Here is a 17,458-nt window from a genome sequence, read left to right as displayed (position 1 = left end):
ATGGCCACCCCCGCCTCGCCGAACCGCCGCATGGTTCACCCGCCCGAGGACACACCCCGCCGCCGGACCGCCCGACCGCGGCGACGCCGGAGCCTCATCGTCCTGGGCCTGCTGCTGGCGGCGGTCCTCGGCGTGCTCGCCACGGCCAACGCCGAACCGGCGCCGACGGTGGCGTCCGGCTCGCTCGCGCCGCAGCAGGTACCGCCACTGCCGCTACCGCCCAACCCGAGCTGCGCGCCCGGCTCGGCGGAACCGGCCTGTCACCTGCCCAGCCTCAGCCCGACCCCGACCATCCCGGCCACGCCGCTGCCACCCCCGACCGACCTGCCGACCCCCGCGCCATCGTGTTTTCCCGGTTCGATCCTGCCCGGCTGCGCCCCCTCACTGGAAGGGCCGTGCCAGGGCCCGGACTGCATCCCCCAGCCCTCGACCCTGGCCCCGGGCGTCCCGCCCCGTGCACCGACACCGGACGGGACCGACGGCGACGCCGCCGAGTGCGGGCTCACCGACCTCACCGGCTGCATGGTGGCCGCTGCGAGCACACTGTTCGCCGCACTCGTGGCCGCCGGGCTGAACCCGCTGCTGGACCTGCTCGGCAAGACCCTGCTGAGCACCCCCGAGCCCGACCAGCTCCCCGGACTCGGCGCGGTGTGGACCGGGTCGTGGCACATCCTGCTCACCGCCTACGGCGTGCTGGTCCTGCTGGCCGGGCTGATCATCATGAGCTACCAGACCCTGCAGGCCCGCTACACCATCAAGGAACTCGCCCCCCGGATCGTGGTCGGATTTCTCGCCGGGACGCTGTCGCTGTTCCTGACCACCAAAGGCGTTCAGATCGCCAACGCCGTCTCCGGCGCGGTGCTGGGCGAGGGCACCGATCCGGCCGCGGTGACCCGCAGCCTGGTCAACATGGTGCGGGGCTCGATGCACGGCGGGAGCCTGTTCCTCGGCGTGCTCGGCCTGGTCGTGGTGGCCCTGCTGCTGGTGCTGCTGGTCGTGTTCATCGTGCGGGTGATCGTGACGATCCTGCTGATCGCCGCCGCGCCGATCGCGCTGATGTTCCACGCGCTACCCCACACCGAGGGCATCGCCTTCCTCTGGTGGAAAGGCTGCGGCGGCGCCCTGGCGATCCAGGTCGGCCAGTCCGTGACCCTGGTGGCCGCGGTGAAGATCTTCTTCGCCCCCGGCGGGTTCACCATCTTCGGGCCGACGCCCTCGGCGGTGATGAACCTGCTGTTGTGCATCGCGCTGCTGGTCGTGCTGATCAAGATCCCGTTCTGGTTCCTCGCCCCGCTGCGCTCCGGCCGCCCTTCGTTGCTCGGGCGAGTCGTGCGCGGGGTGCTGGCCTACAAGACGATGGGAATGCTCAGCGGCGCCACCGCCGCTCTCGGCGGACGTCGCGGACGGCCCGCGCCGCATAGGCGTCCCGAGGGCGGCCAGCGTCCGCCAGCAGATCCGCCCTCGACCCGCACGGGCCAGTTCATGCTCCCGATGCGGATCCGCCGGACCCGGCCCGACGTGCCGCGCTCGCCACGGCTGGGCGAACTCGACCCCACCGCACGGCTCACCGACCGGTATCCCGGACCGGGCCAGCTGTCGTTGTTCACCGCCACCGGGGCGGGCGAGCGACGACGCGTGACACCGAATCCGCGTGCCGTGGCACCGAAGTCACTGCCGAACGCGCTACCTCGGAATCAGCTCGGACTGCCGATCACCACCCGCCGGGACCCTGACCGCGTCGGGCGCCGGTCGCTGGCCGACGACCTCGCCGACCACCCACCCGCCACCCCGCCGCCGGTGCGCCAGCCCGGGCTGCTCACCACGGACGGGCGGATCAACCGCAACGCCCGGCCCCCGGCGACGCTGCCGCACGCGCTGATCGCCCCGGAAACCGGGATGCTCCCGATCCACCTGCGCCCCGCCCCCACACGTCGATCCCGGCCCACGCTCGCCGAAGCACCTCCCGCGCCGCCGGTGCGGCAGACCGGGCCCGGGCTCATCACCCCGTCCGGGCGGATCAACCGCGCCGCCCGGGCGCCGCGCCGCCGCCCCCGCGACGCCTACACCGGCAACCGGCCGCTCGCCTCCGGCCAGTACCCGCTGCCGCTCGGGCTGCGCCGCCAGCCCAAGCCAACCCCGTCACCCGACGCCACCCCGCCGCCAACGGCGACGCCGACACGGCGCGCCGGGGTGCAGCTGCCGCTGCCACTCGACCTGCCGAAGCGGCCACGCCGCAGCCCTGTCCCGAAGAAGAAGTGAGGACTTTGCGATGACCAGTCCTGTGCGTGTGCGCGCCGATGTCGACCGCCCCGACCGGGTCCTCGGCCCGTTCACCGCCCGGCAGCTGATGATCCTCGGCGTCACCGGTTTCCTGCTCTTAGGCCTGCACTCGCTGACCCGCTCGCTCGTGCCGCTGCCGGTGTTCCTGATCGTCGCGGTGCCGGCCGGGATCGCGGTCACCGTGCTCGCGCTGGGCCAGCGTGACGGGGTCCCGTTGGACCGCCTCGTCCTCGCCGCGATCCGCCAGCACCTGTCCCCGCGGCACCGGGTCGCCGCCCCCGACGGGGTGCGCGCGGCTCCGGCGTGGCTGACCGCGCACCAACACGCGGCCACGCGAACTCGGGCCCGTCCCCGGCGCGCCGGGGCGACGGGCGCGGACTCGGTGTCGGCGGCGCCGCTGGAGTTGCCGGCCACCGGTGTCGCCGAGACTGGATCGCGAGCCGGTGTCGTCGACCTGGGCGGGGACGGGCTCGCGGTCATCGCCGTCTGCGGCACGGTGAATTTCTCCCTGCGGACGCCGGCTGAGCAGGAGGCCCTGGTCGCCTCCTTCGCCCGCTACCTGCACAGCTTGACCGCGCCGGTGCAGATCCTGGTGCGGGCCGAACGCCTCGACCTCGCACCCCAGATCGCGCAGCTGCGGGACCGGGCGCCTGGGCTGCCGCACCCCGCGCTCGAGGCCGCCGCACGCGATCACGCCGACTACCTCGCCGAGCTGACGGCGCACGCCGATCTGCTGCGCCGGCAGGTGCTGCTCGTGCTGCGCGAGCCACTGCGCACCACGCCCGCGCCCGCCGTGTCGAGCCTGCTCCGGCGACGGCGGGGCAAGCAGCCGGTGGACGATCGCCTGCGGCAGGCGGCCGAGCAGCGGGTGGTGCGCCGCCTGGATGAGGCCACCGAGCTGCTGTCCTCAGCCGGGATCGTGGTGACCCCGCTGGACGCGGCCGCGGCGACCGGGGTGCTGGCTGCGGCGTGCAACCCGGACACGTTCCTGCCGCCTTCGGCGCAGCTGGCCGCGGCCGACGACGTCGTCACCAGCACGAGCACCTTCACCGACCTCTACGGCCTCAACCCGGACCCCGCTGCCCCGCCGGCGCCGCCGCCCGCGCACCGGCAGCCGCGCCGCCACATCGCCGCCCCGCCGGATCGCGCGGCGCACTCCCGCCCGCTGCCGTCGCCGGCGTCGCGGTCAGGGCCATGGCTCTCGGACGACGAGGACTTCGACTACGACGACGAGATCGAGGGCAGGTAGCCCGATGGCTCGCATCTGCAACCACAGCACGCGCGGCGGGTCCGCGGGCGCGTTCACCCCGGACTCGTTGTCGGTGGCCGCCCGGCATCTGGAAGTCGGCAACGAGTTCGTCGCGTCCTTCGGCGTAACCGGCTATCCGCAGGAGGTGTATCCCGGGTGGCTCGCCCCGCTGCTGACCTACCCGGCCCGCCTGGATGTGTCTGTGCATATCCAGCCCGTCGACCCGACGACCGCCGCGACCGGGTTGCGCCGCCAGCGCGCCAAGCTCGAATCATCCCGCCGGCACAACGCCCGCCACGACCGGCTCGACGATCCTGACCTCGACGCCGCCGCCGAGGACGCCGCCGAGATGTCGCGGCGCATCGCCCGCGGCGACGGACGCCTCTTCAAGTTCGGGCTATACCTCACCATCCACGCCCCCGATGAAGCGTCGCTGGCCGAGGACGTCTCGGCGTTGCGGTCGCTGTGCGCGTCGCTGCTGCTGGACGCCAAACCCGCCACCTACCGGGCGCTGCAGGGCTGGGTCTCCACCCTGCCGCTCGGGCTGGACTCCCTCGGCCTGACCCGGACATTCGACACCCCCGCGGTCGCCGCGGCCTACCCGTTCACCTCCCCCGACCTGGCGCCGGTCGATCCCACCACCGCCACGGTCTCGGGTGTGCTCTACGGCTACAACGTCGGCTCCTCGGGATTGGTGCACTGGGATCGGTTCGCCTGCGACAACTACAACTCCGTCGTCCTCGGCCGCTCCGGATCCGGCAAGAGCTACCTGGTCAAACTCGAGACCCTGCGCAGCCTCTACGCCGGGGTGCAGGCGTTCGTCATCGACCCGGAAGACGAATACGCCCGCCTCGCCGCGCAGGTCGGCGGCACCTACCTGCACCTCGGCGCGAACGGCGTCCGGCTCAACCCGTTCGACCTGCCCGTCCACACCGACCCGGCCGGGCGGCGCACCGCACCGGCGGATGCGTTGCGACGCCGGAGCCTGTTCCTGCACACCGTCCTCGCGGTCCTGTTCGGCACCGCGATCACCCCGGCCGAACGGACCGTGCTCGACACCGCCATCACCGGCACCTACGCGGCCGCCGGGATCACGGCCGATCCGCGCACCTGGACCCGCCCCGCCCCGCTGCTGCGCGACCTGCGGGACGTCCTCGCCGCGACCGGCAACCGCGGTGACTCGATCGCGGCCGACCTGGCGGCGCGGCTGCACCCGTTCGTCGACGGCGCCTTCAGCGACCTGTTCGACGGCCCCACCTCCACCACCCCCGACGGGCACCTGGTGGTGTTCTCGCTGCGCGACCTGCCCGACGAGCTCCGCGCGATCGGGACGCTGCTGGTGTTGGACGCGGTGTGGCGGCGGGTGTCTGACCCGGCGCAGCGGCGGCCGCGGCTGGTGGTGGTCGACGAGGCCTGGCTGCTCATGCAACAGCCCGAAGGTGGCCGTTACCTGTATCGGATGGCCAAGGCGCTGCGCAAACACTGGGGCGGCCTGACCGTCGCCACCCCGGACGCCCCGGATGTGCTCGGCAGCGACCTCGGCAAAGCGCTCGTCGCCAACGCCGCCACTCAGATCCTGATGCGCCAAGCACCCCAAGCCATCGACGAGATCGCCGAGGCGTGGGACCTCTCCGCCGGGGAACGGCAATTCCTGCTGTCGGCCGACCGTGGCCAGGGCCTGCTGGCGGCCGGCGCGCAGCGCGTCGCTTTTCAATGCCTGGCGTCGCCGACGGAGAACTTCCTGGTCACTACCGACCCCGCCGAACTTGCCCAGTTCGCGGCCGAGGACCCCGACGCTATCGACGGCAGCCTCGCCGACGCCTACGTCGACCTCGGGCCCGCCGGTACGGCCGAGCCAGCCGCCGAGGCCGACCTCGAGGGTCCCGGGTCCGACATTGAGCAGGTCGATCTCGACCCGACCTGATGTCCAGCCCCTCACCTCGCTAGACGACAGGAGTTTGCTCATGACCGCACACACCGGCGCTCCGGCACCCGGGGGCTGGGTGGGTGATTATCTTCGCGCCCCCGGTGGCGCCATCGAGGTGCTGCTCGCCGCGTTGCGGGACTGGGCGCTGGCCTGGGGCCCGGTCGCAGTTCCGGCTGCGGCCGTCGCGGTGATCGGCTGGGTGGTGGTTCGCCGCTGGTGGCGCACGCGCTGCCACCAGGCGCTGCTGGCCGACGCGCGGCGGATCACCGTCCTCGCCCCGCCCACGGTCGATCCCGCCGGCGGGGCCGCGGTCTGGGCCAACCTCGTCGGGCTGCTGCGCCCCGCCTGGCGCCGATGGTGGACCGGGCAGCCACACCTGGCCATGGAATACGTGTTCGGCGAGCACGGCGTGACCGTGCAGTTCTGGGTTCCCGGTGTCATCCCACCGTCCCTGGTGGAGCGGGCCGTCGAGGCGGCCTGGCCCGGCTCACACACCCGCACCACCCCGGCCACCTCCCCGTTCCCCGACCTGGCGGCTGGGCGGCGGCGGATCACCGTCGGCGGGCAGCTGCGACTCGCCCGCCCGGAGTCGCTGCCGATCCGCACCGCCTTCGATGCCGACCCGATCCGCGGGCTGCTCGGAGCTCCCGTCGGGCTCGGCAGGGACGAGCGGGCCTGCGTGCAGATCCTCGCCCGCCCGGTCACCGGCCGCCGCGTCGCCCAGGCCCGCCGCGCCGCCCGCCGCGTCCACCACGGCGCCTCCGCCTCACTCGGTGGCCGGATTCTTGACCTGATCACCCCCGGCGCGAACGCGATCCGCCCGGGCCGGACGGCCGACGCTCGGCGCATCAGCCAGGACCCGCAGCTGTCGCTGGAGTACTCCGCCCAGAACAAGGCCATCGTCGGCAAGCAGCGCGGCTCCCAGTACGAGACCCTGGTGCGCTACGCCGTGTCCACCGACCTGCCCGCCGACACCGCCGAACAGCTGGCCCGCCAGGCCCGGGACACCGCCCGCGGCCGAGCGCACGCGCTCGCGGCCGCGTTCGCCGCCTACACCGACCACAACCACTACACCCGCACCCGGCTGCACCACCCCGCCCGCGCCCTCGCCCACCGCCGACTCGACCGCGGCGACCTGCTCTCCGTCCCGGAACTCGCGGCGCTCGCCCACCTGCCGACCGACGCGGAGATCCCCGGAGTCGAACGTGCCGGTGCGAAAGCCGTCGCCCCACCTCCCGGTGTCGCCACGCCCGGGACGGAGGTCAAACCATTGGGGCAATCCGACACCGGCCACGCCCGCCCGGTCGGGCTACGCGTCGCCGACGCCCGCCATCACCTGCACGTCCTCGGCGCCACCGGCTCGGGCAAGTCGACCCTGCTGGGCACCCTGATCCTCGACGACGCCGAGGCCCGCCGCGGCGTCGTGCTGATCGACCCCAAAGGCGACCTCGTCACCGACATCCTCAACCGGCTCCCGGCCGCCGCGGCCGAGCGGGTGGTGCTGTTCGACGCCGACTCCCGGCACCGGCCACCGTGCCTGAACGTGCTCGAAGGCGGGGAAACTGACCGGGAGGTCGACAACCTCGTCTCCGTCTTCCGCCGCGTCTACTCCGCGTTCTGGGGTCCCCGCACCGACGACCTCATGCGCGCCGCCTGCCTCACTCTCCGCGCCCAGGAAGGCGTCCCCACCCTGGCCGACCTGCCCAAGCTGCTGACCAGCGAGGCCTTCCGGGCCCGGATCACCGCCGGCCTCACCGACCCGGTCCTGACCGGGTTCTGGGACTGGTACGACGAGCTCACCGACAGCTCCCGATCTCAGGTCATCTCGCCGCTGATGAACAAGCTGCGGGCATTCCTGCTCCGGCCCTTCGTGAAGGAGGCCATCGCCGGCGGTCGCTCCACAGTGGACATGGCCCACGTGCTAGACGAGGGCGGCATCTGCCTCGTGCGCATCCCCAAAGGCTCGCTGGGGGAGGAAACCACCCGCCTCGTCGGGTCCCTGGTCGTCGCCCGGACGTGGCAGGCCACCACCGCCCGAGCCCGCACCCCGCAACGCCTGCGCCCCGACGCGTCGCTGGTGATCGACGAATGCCACAACTTCCTCAACCTGCCCTACCCGATGGAAGACATGCTCGCCGAAGCCCGCGGATTCCGGCTGTCGATGACCCTGGCCCATCAGCACCTCGGCCAGCTGCCCCGCGACCTCAAGGAAGGCATCTCGACCAACGCCCGCAGCAAGATCTTCTTCTCCGCCTCCCCCGAGGACGCCCGCGAACTCGCCCGCCACACCGCACCTCGCCTGTCCGAGCACGACCTGTCCCACCTCGGCGTCTACCACACCGCCAGCCGGCTGGTCGTGCACGGCGAGGAAACCGAGCCCTTCACCATGACCACCGCCCCACTCCCCGCCCCGATCCCTGGCCGGGCGCGGGAAATCCGCGCCGCGTTGCGCGCTCAGCGGCGCCGACACAACGCCACGCACACCACGGGCGGTGCACCAGTCCGCACCACGGAGACCACCCGGACGCATCCCACGTCACCCACGCGGCGCATCCCGCCGACCCGGCCGGCCAAGACGGACCCGCGCCGCACGCGTCCCTGACCGCACCGCCTGCCGCTGAAGCACGCCAGGCCGCCCCGCCGGGATTCACGGTGCGTTGCCCACAGCACTTATCCACACCTTGTTGACTATTCCGAGGAGAACGCGTTGATCACCCGCATCTTGCATCAGAAGGCGATGCACGGCCCGCTGCCCGGCCGCCCGAGCGCCCGCGCGGCCGGCTCGGTGGAACACCAGGCCATGCTCGCCTCCCGCCTCACCGCGAGGGACAAGTGGCTGCTCGCGCTGCTGCACGAACACCGGGTGCTGACCACCGCCCAGATCCAGGACGCCGCCTTCCCCTCCGGCCGCTCGGCGCGGCAACGCATCCGCGACCTCTACCTCTGGCGCGCGGTGTCGCGGTTCCAGCCGTTCCAGCAGCTCGGCTCCGCCCCCATGCACTACGTGCTCGGCCCGGCCGGCGCCGCGGTCCTGGCCGCCGAGCACGGCCTGGATATCAAAGAGCTCGGCTACCGGCACGACCGCGCCATGGCCATCGCCCACAACCAGCGCCTCGCCCACACCGTCGGCGTGAACGACTTCTTCACGTCCCTCATCGCCTGCAGCCGCTACGCCCGCGCCGCCGGGACACTGGTCGTGTGGTGGTCCGAAGCGCGCTGCGCCCGCCACTTCGGCGACCTCGTCATCCCCGACGGCTACGGCCGCTGGCAGGCCAGCACGCGCAACGGCAGCGAAGTGGAATGGTTCCTCGAGTTCGACACCGGCGCCGAATCCCTGACCAAGGTCGGCCGCAAGCTGGCCGGCTACGCCCGGCTCGCCGAGTCGACCGGGATCGCCACCCCGGTGCTGGTGTGGCTGCCCACCAGCCGCCGCGAAGCCGGAGCTCGCACCGCTCTGGCCCGCGTGCACGCCCAGCTCGACGCCCCGCACACCGTCCCGGTCGCCACCGCGGCCGCCGACCTGCTCGACCCGGCCGCGCCGCACCCGAGTCCCGCCGAGCCGGTGTGGCTCCCCCTCACCACCGCGCGCGTCAACCCGTCCGGGCCCCGCTACAGCCTCGCCGACCTGCCCGGCGCCTGGCCTGGCCTCCCACCGGCCGCCGACGCCACCAACCCGGCCGAGGGCGAGGGCGGTGACGTGCCGGCGGCCTCGCCCTATCGGCTGCCGCCACCGAGCCCGAGCCCGCCGCGAGCCACCCCCAACCGCATCGCCCGCGGCGAGCGCTGACCACCGCCGGTCGCCGACAACGGCCGCAAGCCGCGCCCACGAGGACTCACTCATCAATGCCCGTGCCCGTAATGCGTCACCGGAAAGGAGTACTGCCGTGGGGAGCAAGATCGGAGCCGGCATCGCCGCTGCCGTCCTCGCCATCCCGCTGCTCATCGGCGCCCAGGCCACCGGCATCGTCGGCCAACTGTTCAGCAGCGGCTCATCCGCAGGCTCACTGACCTGCACCCCCGACGGGGCACCGACCGGGTCGGTACCGGGCATGACCGCCGAGCAGATGGGCAACGCGGCTGTCATCGTTGCCATCGGCAAACAGCGGGGCGTGCCCGAGCCCGGCTGGATGGTCGCGATCGCCGCCGCGCTCCAGGAATCCGGGCTGCGCAATCTCTCCTATGGCGACCGGGACAGTCTCGGGCTCTTCCAGCAACGCCCCTCCATGGGCTGGGGCAGCCCCGCCCAGCTCACCACCCCCGCCTACGCGGCAACGACATTCTTCGAACACCTCCAGGCAACACCGGGCTGGCAGCAGATGAGCGTCACCGACGCCGCCCAAGCTGTGCAACGCTCCGGCTTCCCGCATGCCTACGCCAAGCACGAGGACGCCGCGCGGGCGATCGTGGCGGCCGTATCCGGTGTCCGGTGCGAGCCCGCGCCCGCCGTGACCGGGCCAGGAAACTGTGACACGATCCAAGTTGCCTCACCCGCCGCGATGGCCGCCATCAACTATGCCTGCGGGCAACGGAAACTGCCCTATTTGTGGGGCGGCACGAGCCCCGACACCGGATTCGACTGCAGTGGCCTGACCCAAGCCGCCTACGCCGCCGCCGGGATCGCCCTGCCTCGCACCTCACGCGAACAGTACGCCGCCGGGCCACACGTCCCCGCCGGCCAGCCACTGGCCCCTGGCGACCTCGTCTTCTACGCCACCGCCGGACACGTCCACCACGTCGGCCTCTACATCGGCGGCGGCAACATGATCGACGCGCCCGACGTCGGCCAAACCATCGGAATACGCCCTTACCACCATCCCGGCGATGACTACTACGGCGCCACGCGACCATCTCAACGCGTCGTCGTCGACGGCGGGGCCAACTAACCAGGATCCGTCTCGGCGCCACCGCCACTCGAGTCTCCGCCCTCGACGAGCAACCAGTTTGTGCCCGCCGGCAGCCCTGGTCCCGTCGGGTGGCCCGTGTCCGCTGCGCCGGACCGAGCAGGAGCACGCGACCGGGCCGATCCGACAACGGCACGGATCGGCCCGGTGACGCTGGCATCGCGACGTCCTTCCGTGCCGCACCTAGGGAACCGCGCGGCTCAACTGATCGGACAGGACCCGAACATCGTCGCTTGTGGCGAAACGAAGCCCGTTCTCGGTGATCGTTCGTTCCTGGTCCGCATCCAGCTCGGCCTCGGGTGGAAGCATCGGCTTCGCCGCGACCGGAGCATAGTGATCATCGAGGATCAGCGCCCACGGTTCGACGCGGCGCGAGACCACTTCGGGGCCACGGGCGCGCAGGTGGAAGGTCTCGACGATCAGGAACTCCTGCGTTCCGTCGGCCAGCGCGGCATAGTCGTCGCCGCGGATGCGGGTCACCGACACATCAGGGCTCGACCAGTCGTACCTGCAGACCAGCACGACCTCGTCGACGGGATCGAATATGGGGCACCCCGACGGCGTTTGCCCGACGAGGTCGATTAGAGCGTCGCGAGCCGGGCCGACCTCGTAACGCAGCCACCACATTGCGGCGATCACACGCGGCCGGAACCAGATCAGGTGAACGATGGCCTCCGCGCCAAAGACCGCGCCGACGAGCAGGCTGGGCGCCGCCGCGGCCGGGTGCCACCACGCGTTGGCGAACGCGCCGATCGCGACGGCCGCGCCAACGCTGGCTGCGACGTCGCAGACGGGCCGGAGAATCAGGTGCGGCGGCCGCATCACCGTGTCCGCAGTTCCGCCCCGGCAAACTCGGTGTCCGGTCTGCCGGAGGCGAATCGGATTCTCTGGGGCGGCTGTTCGAGTTCGAGGATGTCGGTGTGCAGGCTCATGATCGCGGCTGCGGTCGGCGCGATCAGATGCGGCCAGGAACCGTCCACACCGGGCCAGATGCCCACCCGCTGCCACCGTTTCCCGTTGACCAGCCGCATCTCGACGTCGGCGTGGCAATCCGGGTCACAGCGCGCAGGCGAAGCGGTCGGCTCGTGCAGGAGGACGACGAGGTCGCCGTCGTGGTGCCGGTCGGCCGTCGGCAGCGTGGTCAGCCACACACCGGTCATGTGCAGCACGTCGCCGTCGCAATCCAAATCAGGCCCGCTGACGATGTCGACCTCGGTCAGCAGGAATGCCCCGAAGCGCTCAGGACAGCGCACGGGGATCGGGCAGTCGGCGGGGACCAGAACAATATCGGCCGCGACGCCACTCGGCCGTTCGTCAGGTGAGGCCACCCCATCGTCGGTGCGGGCGGGCAGCACTGTTTCGTCCACAGGAGACACATCCTTCGTGAAGGTAGACCGCACGTTGGTCCATGACATGTCCATCGACGCTCCGTAGACGGCCGAACGTCAAGCGAATATGGCCGGATTCGTCGAGAAACCTCACAGGCCTTCGACTCCTATGCCGCTGTGACTTTGCACGATAGATGGCGGAACGGATCACAGTAGTTGGCTGACGGCTCGAACCAAGAGGCTCAAAGATCGAGCACTGCGCGCAGTTCGTCATCGGTCAGATAGAGCGTCCCAACGTGGACCCTCCACGCACCTGCGTAAGGGCCGATATCGCAATACTGTCGGTCCAGAACCTTCACTCGAAGCTTGTTGAGGATGCGCTCAAGCGTGACGGGAGCCTGCGGGTCGGTATTTTTCGCCGTGTCCATGGGGACGATCCACGCTCCGTGTATCAGAAATGTCAAGCGCACCTTGGCGTTGGAGCCGCCAACTAACCTGCTTCGTCTCGCCCACCATCGTGCGTTGTCACAGCCGCAGCATCCACAAGAGACGGATAAAGGTCGACGGATCGCTTGACATGGAGGCAGTGACGAAGCGTCCATAGTCGTGTAGCCCGAACCACCGGATGCGCACCGGCGGGCCAAGCCCCGGCCGGGGCATGACCATCCCCTTCCCACCGATCCACACGGAGAACGTTATGTCCCACAGGAACACCACCACCGACCGTCCCCTGCACGCCATCTCCGGCACGAACGACGCATCGACCACGGCAGACAAGGTGCGCGCCGTGCTGGCCACCAAACCCGGATCGACGACCGCCGAACTGGCGATCGCGGCCGGGGTGGGCCGCTCGACCGCCGCGAAGATCCTCGCCCGCTGGGACCGCGACGGCGCGGCCGTGCGCACCGCAGCCGACGGCCCTCGCAAGCCCGACACGTGGACGCTCATCCCGTCGGACACCGTTATCACCGCATCCGAACCGCAGGACACGCTGCCGGACCCGGCCGCGCATGCCGATTCCAACGGCAAGACTGCCCCGGCGGACGTCGCAGCCAGCGAGCAAACCGAACCGATCAGCGACGATGGAGAGGACCCCGCCAGCGACGAGACTGTGATCGACGATCGGGCAAGTGGTACGGACGCCAAGGCCGACGCTGCCGCCGGCGGCGGACCCACCCTAGCCACCGACGACGACAGCACGCAGGAGAACCACGCCCGGCCGCCGGAGGCACCAGTGAGCGACAACAAGCCCGGCGCCGCCGTGGACTCGCCGGGTTCGAGCGTGGTGACGGCCGAGGCTCCGTCGACGGGGAAGGACCGGTTGGCGAAAGGTGCACTGCGGGGGCTGGTCGAGGAATACCTGTCCGAACGCCCGGGCGAGAGCTTCGGGCCCGCACAGATCGGCAAGGCTCTCGCTCGCTCCGGCGGGGCGGTGAACAACGCGCTGGAGAAGCTCGTTGCCGACGGCTACGCGATCAAGACCTGCGAGGCACCGAAGCGGTTCACGATCAACCCGGACAAGACAGACACCCCGGTTGTTGCCCCCACCGCGTGAGCACGCGGACGGTCGGTTCTCGCTTCCCTGGTCACCAGGTAGCCGACCTCGCGGGGTCGCCGCCATCATCGTGGCGGCGGCCCCGCGCCTTCGTGCGCGGTGCCGCGGTTCCAATGCGGGAACCGTCACGACTGAGCACGCCCTGCGAACCAGCGGATTTCCGCAGGCGCTGGTCGCAGGGTGTCCCCCCCGGGTGATGGTCCGGCGTCCCGCCGCGCTCGGCGCCCGACCTCGACGGGCCCAACGGTGCGGCGATGTAGCTGCGCCACCGGCACCCGGCCGACCAAGGTCCCGCGGGGTGAGATGCGCGGGGTTCTGGGCGGCTGGTTGTCGGCGCGGCACACGTCTCTGATCAGCAGCTATCGGCGTTGCGCACGGCTTCCCGTCCACGTCGGCCGCAGGGACGCGGGGCTGGCCACTCGCCCTGCGACGCCCCGGGCCTGCCGGCGCGCCAGGGTCGGGATTGCCGCGAAGAACGAGAACCCGCAGGTCTCGGCCGGTGCGACCGCGTTTCTGTCCGGTCCTTGCCGGCGGAGTTGATCCCCGAGCCAAGGACTGCGCGAGGACTCACCCGACCCGTCTGATCAGCAGGTTCTCGCTGCCAGGCGGTGCCCGAAGCCGAATTGGGCTGGCGCGGCGAAGAACTGCACGCCGCACGGCCGCCCACGTACCGTGCGACCAGCGGAAACGGTAGCGAGGTCGCCGAAAACGGCGCCTGAACAGGCGTTTCCGGGTCTACGATGCCCCAGAAACCCCAGTTCGCGGGCAGCATGGAGGCACCAGCCCCGCAGAAGCAAAACTGCTGGTCTAGGCACGTCCGCAGGCCTTCACCTTCGATACCGCAGACTTCCACAGGTCGCGAAAAACCCGGACAGACCCTCACGGGCCGGCACCCTGGTTGAACAGCAGAAACGACACTCCGGGCGATCCTGGCAGCGGCCACTCGGCCATGCTCCGCGCCGGTGGCCAGGTCGGAGGCTTCAGGGGCTCACCGACCGACGCTATCGTGGTGCACGTCACAGACCTGGGGGGTGGGTTTGGATTTCCCATGCGCTGTTTGTGGTGGCCATGATGGTTCTCATCCCGGCGCGTCGTACCGCACGGTTTCTGCTTCGAAATCGGCGGTCTGCGCCATTCCTCTCTGTCTCGCAAGGAGCTGTCGTGTCTGTCCTGCTGTCCCAGGCTCGTCTTCGTCCGCGTTGGACCTGCGGCACGGTCGCAGCCGGCCACAGCGTGGTGTGGTTTCTCGTGTTGGCGGCCTTCGTGGTTGTGCTCGTCGCCCTGGGGCAGCCGCTGCCGGCGACGCTCGGTGCCGCAGCCGCGGTAGCGGCACTCGCGTCGTCACGCCAGTCTCTCGCGGCGAACTCGGCGATCCGCCGCGCCCTCGAAGCCGCGCTCGTCTCACCCGCTCAGGCACAGCGATGACGCCTGCGGAGATCCGCCACATGGCCACGGGGATCTCTGAACGGCTCATCGTGCTTCATCAGGCACGCTTCCCCAGCCCGGGGCGGATCACCGAGGCATCGTTGGCCGCGATGCTGGCCGTCGAGATGGGGGTCGATGTCGACACGATGAAGGTCGTTGTTCGGCCTGGGCCGAGGCTGGCGCCGTGGAGCCGCTATGAAGCGGCGCTCGCGGCGCTGGGCGCCGATCAGGAGGTCACCGAGTGGTTCTCGGCGGCCCACGATGCGCTTTCCGAGGTCTTCCCAGCGTGGCGGCCGCCGCCGCGAGACATCGCCGACATCACCACGGCCGCCGAGTTCATGGCCACGCTGCGCCGGGTGCGGGAGACACCTCGCGCGATCTCGGTTTCCGCTCTCGCGAGGGACATGTGCAGCCGCGACAGCAAGAACGCCTGGCGGCGGACTCAGCTTGGCCACATCCTCGACGCGGCGAACCTGCCGCCGGCAGGGAAGGAGGCGTCCGTCCGGAATCTGCTCAAGGCGCTCTGCGAGAACGCGCGACGTCCGCCGGCGGACGTCGACCACTTCCTCGACGCGTGGCACCGCCTCCAGCCCGCCAGCGCACCAATACGACAGGCCACCACCGTCGCTCCCCTTTGGCCGCTGCCCGAGGCTCGCCGTGACGACGAGGTCGAGGCGCCCGTGGTACCGGCCGGGTCATGGCCGCCGGCGGTGAAGACGCTGATCGCGGTCTGCTTGATCCTCGTCATTGTCATCGTGGTGGTGGCAGCCGTGTTGTGAATGCCTAGCTATCTCCGTGAATTTCGACGGCACTTACTCACGAAAATCGGCGGCGCCCAGCATGATCGATGCCCGCGAATGTTGACAGCACCCGGGCCCGTCCAAGGCGCCGATCGTCGCCGCTGCTCACTGCTGGTCCAGGTCGTCCGTCCTCGCCGCGCTGCGGGCGCTCCACCTGGAGCAGCAGGTTCGTCACCGGCGAGATGGCCAGGACGAGCGGACCCAGCAACTGAGGCCCGTGGGCAGCAGCGACGTCGACATTCGCGAGCATGGAGTCGCTTTGCGTGAATGCGGCGTCATTGATGCCGGAGAATCGACGTCCAGATTCACGGTCAGAACCCAATCCCGGTTGCCCAGCGCGGGCGGCAACTGTCCGGCTCGCCGCCGGACATGCGTGCGGCGGCCCGTTCGGGAACGAGCCGCCTTGCACAAGCCAAGTACGACGTAGTCAAGGTGCCGGCCACCCGGCTGAGCGTTGCCAAGCGTCGGCCTGATCGGCTACAGCGACTCCCTCGGATTTTCCGGCACGATGTGGAAGGTCCACTCAAGGGTGTCGATGCGGTAGTTGCCGTCCGGATCGGGGTCGATGCGGAGGGGCAGGTAGCCGTCGCAGGCACGCAGGTGCTGGTGGACGTGGACGAGAGTGTCGCCGTCGAAGTACACCTGCGGGTGGTCCTCGGGGACGCTGTCGTGGTTGCCGCTGCAGGTCACGGCCACCGCTTCGGCGATTTCCGGGCGAAACACCGGAATGCTCGCCAACGTGCCGGGACGGGACTCGATGTAGGCGGGGTAGCCGCTGCCGGGCAGGGTGACCGGGTCGCAGGTGACCACTGTTTCGCCCGGCCGAGGGTGGTGACGTCCGACGTCGCGCAGCACGTCGAGCCGGTGGCGGAACCGGGCTGGGGTGCGGGTCGGGCCGGAGAGAAACCAGCGGCCGAGATCTCCGAGCCGGTAGCGGCCGTCCACGTCGAGCGCGATCTCGTGACGGTCGTGGGCGGCCTCTCCGGTGAAGACAATCAGCAGGTCGTCCTCGATGCGGGCCAGTGGGTACCAATCGGGGTTGCTTGGGTAGACCAGGTTGAGCCATTCGCACAGGGCCTGGGCGACCTCGGGACGCAGCCGGGGCCGGACCCAGAGCCCGTGGTGGCGGCGGGATTCGATCATGGCTGGGAAGCTGACCTGATGGGGCTGGTCGGAGGTGGCGGGGACGAGTTCGATCCAGTGCTCGCCGGCGGCGAGGGCTGCGCCGGCGGAGAGGTCCGCGGTGGTGGTGAGCGACGTCATCGAGGCTCTCCTCGGTCAGGGTCTGCTGTCGAGGCGGCGGGGTGGGTCCACCGGTGTGCCACGGGGTCCCAGGTGGCAGTGGTGAGGAGGCGGTTGAGGTCGGGCTGGCCGGGGCCGATCATCCAGCCGAACTCTTCGCACTCGGCGGTGCCGGGCCAGCGTCCGGTCCATATGTCTCGCGGACAGCGACACGTCGGTGGATGGCCGGTGCGCTGCAGTCCGGTGGCCAGACAGCGGGCGACAGTGCACCTGTCGTCGTGGGCTTGGCCGACCCCGGCGGGGCATTTCGGGCAGTTCGGCTCCAGCGGCGTGGTGTCGGCGGTGTGCCTGGTCATGCCTTTTCCTCGGGCTTGCGGTGAATGTCTGTGAGCAACGTGTCCCACTGGTAGGCCTCGGATCCGAGGCTGAGGTTGGGCTTGTAGCCGTCGGCCTTGAGGCGAAGCTGGGTGGCGAGGAGTCCGGCTCCGGCGGTGAGGGCTTCGGCGAGACGCAGATGCATGTCAGCCCAGTCCAGGCAGCGCCGGTATTCGTTTTCGTGGCCGACGGAGCCGTTGATCGTCGGGTGCACCTCGCGGGCGCGTGTGAACAGCGCCTCGGCGGCGGCGTGGTGCTCGGCGGCGCTACGCGGGGCCACCGTCGCCGCCGCTTCGGTGGTCGGTGCGTGCGGTGAACTGTCGTGGATCATGGTGTCCTCCGTGATTGTCATGCGCGATGGTCGTGGGCCAGCGGA

Annotated in this window: 14 protein-coding genes; 9 read left to right on the top strand and 5 right to left on the bottom strand. The window is 70.9% G+C overall.

Annotated elements, in window-relative coordinates; translation table 11 throughout:
• From M8542_RS36375 to M8542_RS36350, 6 genes are all read left to right on the top strand, one after another.
• Window positions 1-2,259: a TrbL/VirB6 family protein gene (locus tag M8542_RS36375; protein ID WP_257924875.1), complete on the top strand. Its 2,259-nt coding sequence runs from the start codon at window positions 1-3 to the stop codon at window positions 2,257-2,259.
• A gap of 10 nt (window positions 2,260-2,269) precedes the next feature.
• On the top strand, window positions 2,270-3,529 hold the full coding sequence (locus M8542_RS36370; RefSeq protein ID WP_257924874.1) for a PrgI family mobile element protein: 1,260 nt from the start codon (window positions 2,270-2,272) through the stop codon (window positions 3,527-3,529).
• 4 nt (window positions 3,530-3,533) lie between these two features.
• Entirely contained in the window at window positions 3,534-5,453 is a 1,920-nt protein-coding gene (locus M8542_RS36365) for a VirB4 family type IV secretion system protein (protein WP_257924873.1), read from the top strand.
• A 40-nt stretch (window positions 5,454-5,493) separates the two neighbouring features.
• On the top strand, window positions 5,494-8,058 hold the full coding sequence (locus M8542_RS36360) for a type IV secretory system conjugative DNA transfer family protein (RefSeq protein WP_257924872.1): 2,565 nt from the start codon (window positions 5,494-5,496) through the stop codon (window positions 8,056-8,058).
• Between the two features lie 105 nt (window positions 8,059-8,163).
• On the top strand, window positions 8,164-9,243 hold the full coding sequence (locus tag M8542_RS36355; RefSeq protein ID WP_372508694.1) for a replication-relaxation family protein: 1,080 nt from the start codon (window positions 8,164-8,166) through the stop codon (window positions 9,241-9,243).
• Between the two features lie 97 nt (window positions 9,244-9,340).
• On the top strand, window positions 9,341-10,339 hold the full coding sequence (locus tag M8542_RS36350; RefSeq protein WP_257924871.1) for a C40 family peptidase: 999 nt from the start codon (window positions 9,341-9,343) through the stop codon (window positions 10,337-10,339).
• Between the two features lie 201 nt (window positions 10,340-10,540).
• Here M8542_RS36350 and M8542_RS36345 read toward each other — a convergent pair whose 3' ends face one another.
• The 3 genes from M8542_RS36345 to M8542_RS36335 form a co-directional block, all read right to left on the bottom strand.
• Window positions 10,541-11,179, bottom strand: a complete 639-nt coding sequence (locus M8542_RS36345; protein WP_257924870.1) for a hypothetical protein — start codon at window positions 11,177-11,179, stop codon at window positions 10,541-10,543.
• Complete coding sequence (locus tag M8542_RS36340) at window positions 11,179-11,778, bottom strand: hypothetical protein (RefSeq protein WP_257924869.1); 600 nt, start codon at window positions 11,776-11,778, stop codon at window positions 11,179-11,181. Before M8542_RS36340 ends, M8542_RS36345 begins: the two co-directional genes overlap by 1 nt.
• A 149-nt stretch (window positions 11,779-11,927) precedes the next feature.
• The gene (locus tag M8542_RS36335) at window positions 11,928-12,113 is read right to left on the bottom strand and encodes a hypothetical protein (RefSeq protein ID WP_257924868.1); all 186 of its coding nucleotides are present in this window, start codon (window positions 12,111-12,113) and stop codon (window positions 11,928-11,930) included.
• A 230-nt stretch (window positions 12,114-12,343) separates the two neighbouring features.
• Here M8542_RS36335 and M8542_RS36330 point away from each other — a divergent pair, with 230 nt between their 5' ends.
• The 3 genes from M8542_RS36330 to M8542_RS36320 all read left to right on the top strand — a co-directional run bounded on the left by M8542_RS36330 (window position 12,344) and on the right by M8542_RS36320 (window position 15,444).
• Window positions 12,344-13,240, top strand: a complete 897-nt coding sequence (locus tag M8542_RS36330; protein WP_257924867.1) for a hypothetical protein — start codon at window positions 12,344-12,346, stop codon at window positions 13,238-13,240.
• Between the two features lie 1,161 nt (window positions 13,241-14,401).
• The gene (locus tag M8542_RS36325; RefSeq protein ID WP_257924866.1) at window positions 14,402-14,665 is read left to right on the top strand and encodes a hypothetical protein; all 264 of its coding nucleotides are present in this window, start codon (window positions 14,402-14,404) and stop codon (window positions 14,663-14,665) included.
• A gap of 20 nt (window positions 14,666-14,685) precedes the next feature.
• The gene (locus M8542_RS36320) at window positions 14,686-15,444 is read left to right on the top strand and encodes a hypothetical protein (RefSeq protein WP_257924865.1); all 759 of its coding nucleotides are present in this window, start codon (window positions 14,686-14,688) and stop codon (window positions 15,442-15,444) included.
• Window positions 15,445-15,942: 498 nt separating this feature from the next.
• Here M8542_RS36320 and M8542_RS36315 read toward each other — a convergent pair whose 3' ends face one another.
• Window positions 15,943-16,728, bottom strand: a complete 786-nt coding sequence (locus tag M8542_RS36315) for a hypothetical protein (RefSeq protein WP_257924864.1) — start codon at window positions 16,726-16,728, stop codon at window positions 15,943-15,945.
• 331 nt (window positions 16,729-17,059) lie between these two features.
• Entirely contained in the window at window positions 17,060-17,413 is a 354-nt protein-coding gene (locus M8542_RS36310; protein WP_257924863.1) for a hypothetical protein, read from the bottom strand.
• Window positions 17,414-17,458: the final 45 nt, after the last annotated feature.

This window comes from Amycolatopsis iheyensis (assembly GCF_024703995.1).
Taxonomy (GTDB): domain Bacteria; phylum Actinomycetota; class Actinomycetes; order Mycobacteriales; family Pseudonocardiaceae; genus Amycolatopsis; species Amycolatopsis iheyensis.
This window is presented reverse-complemented; position numbering and strand designations above follow the sequence as displayed.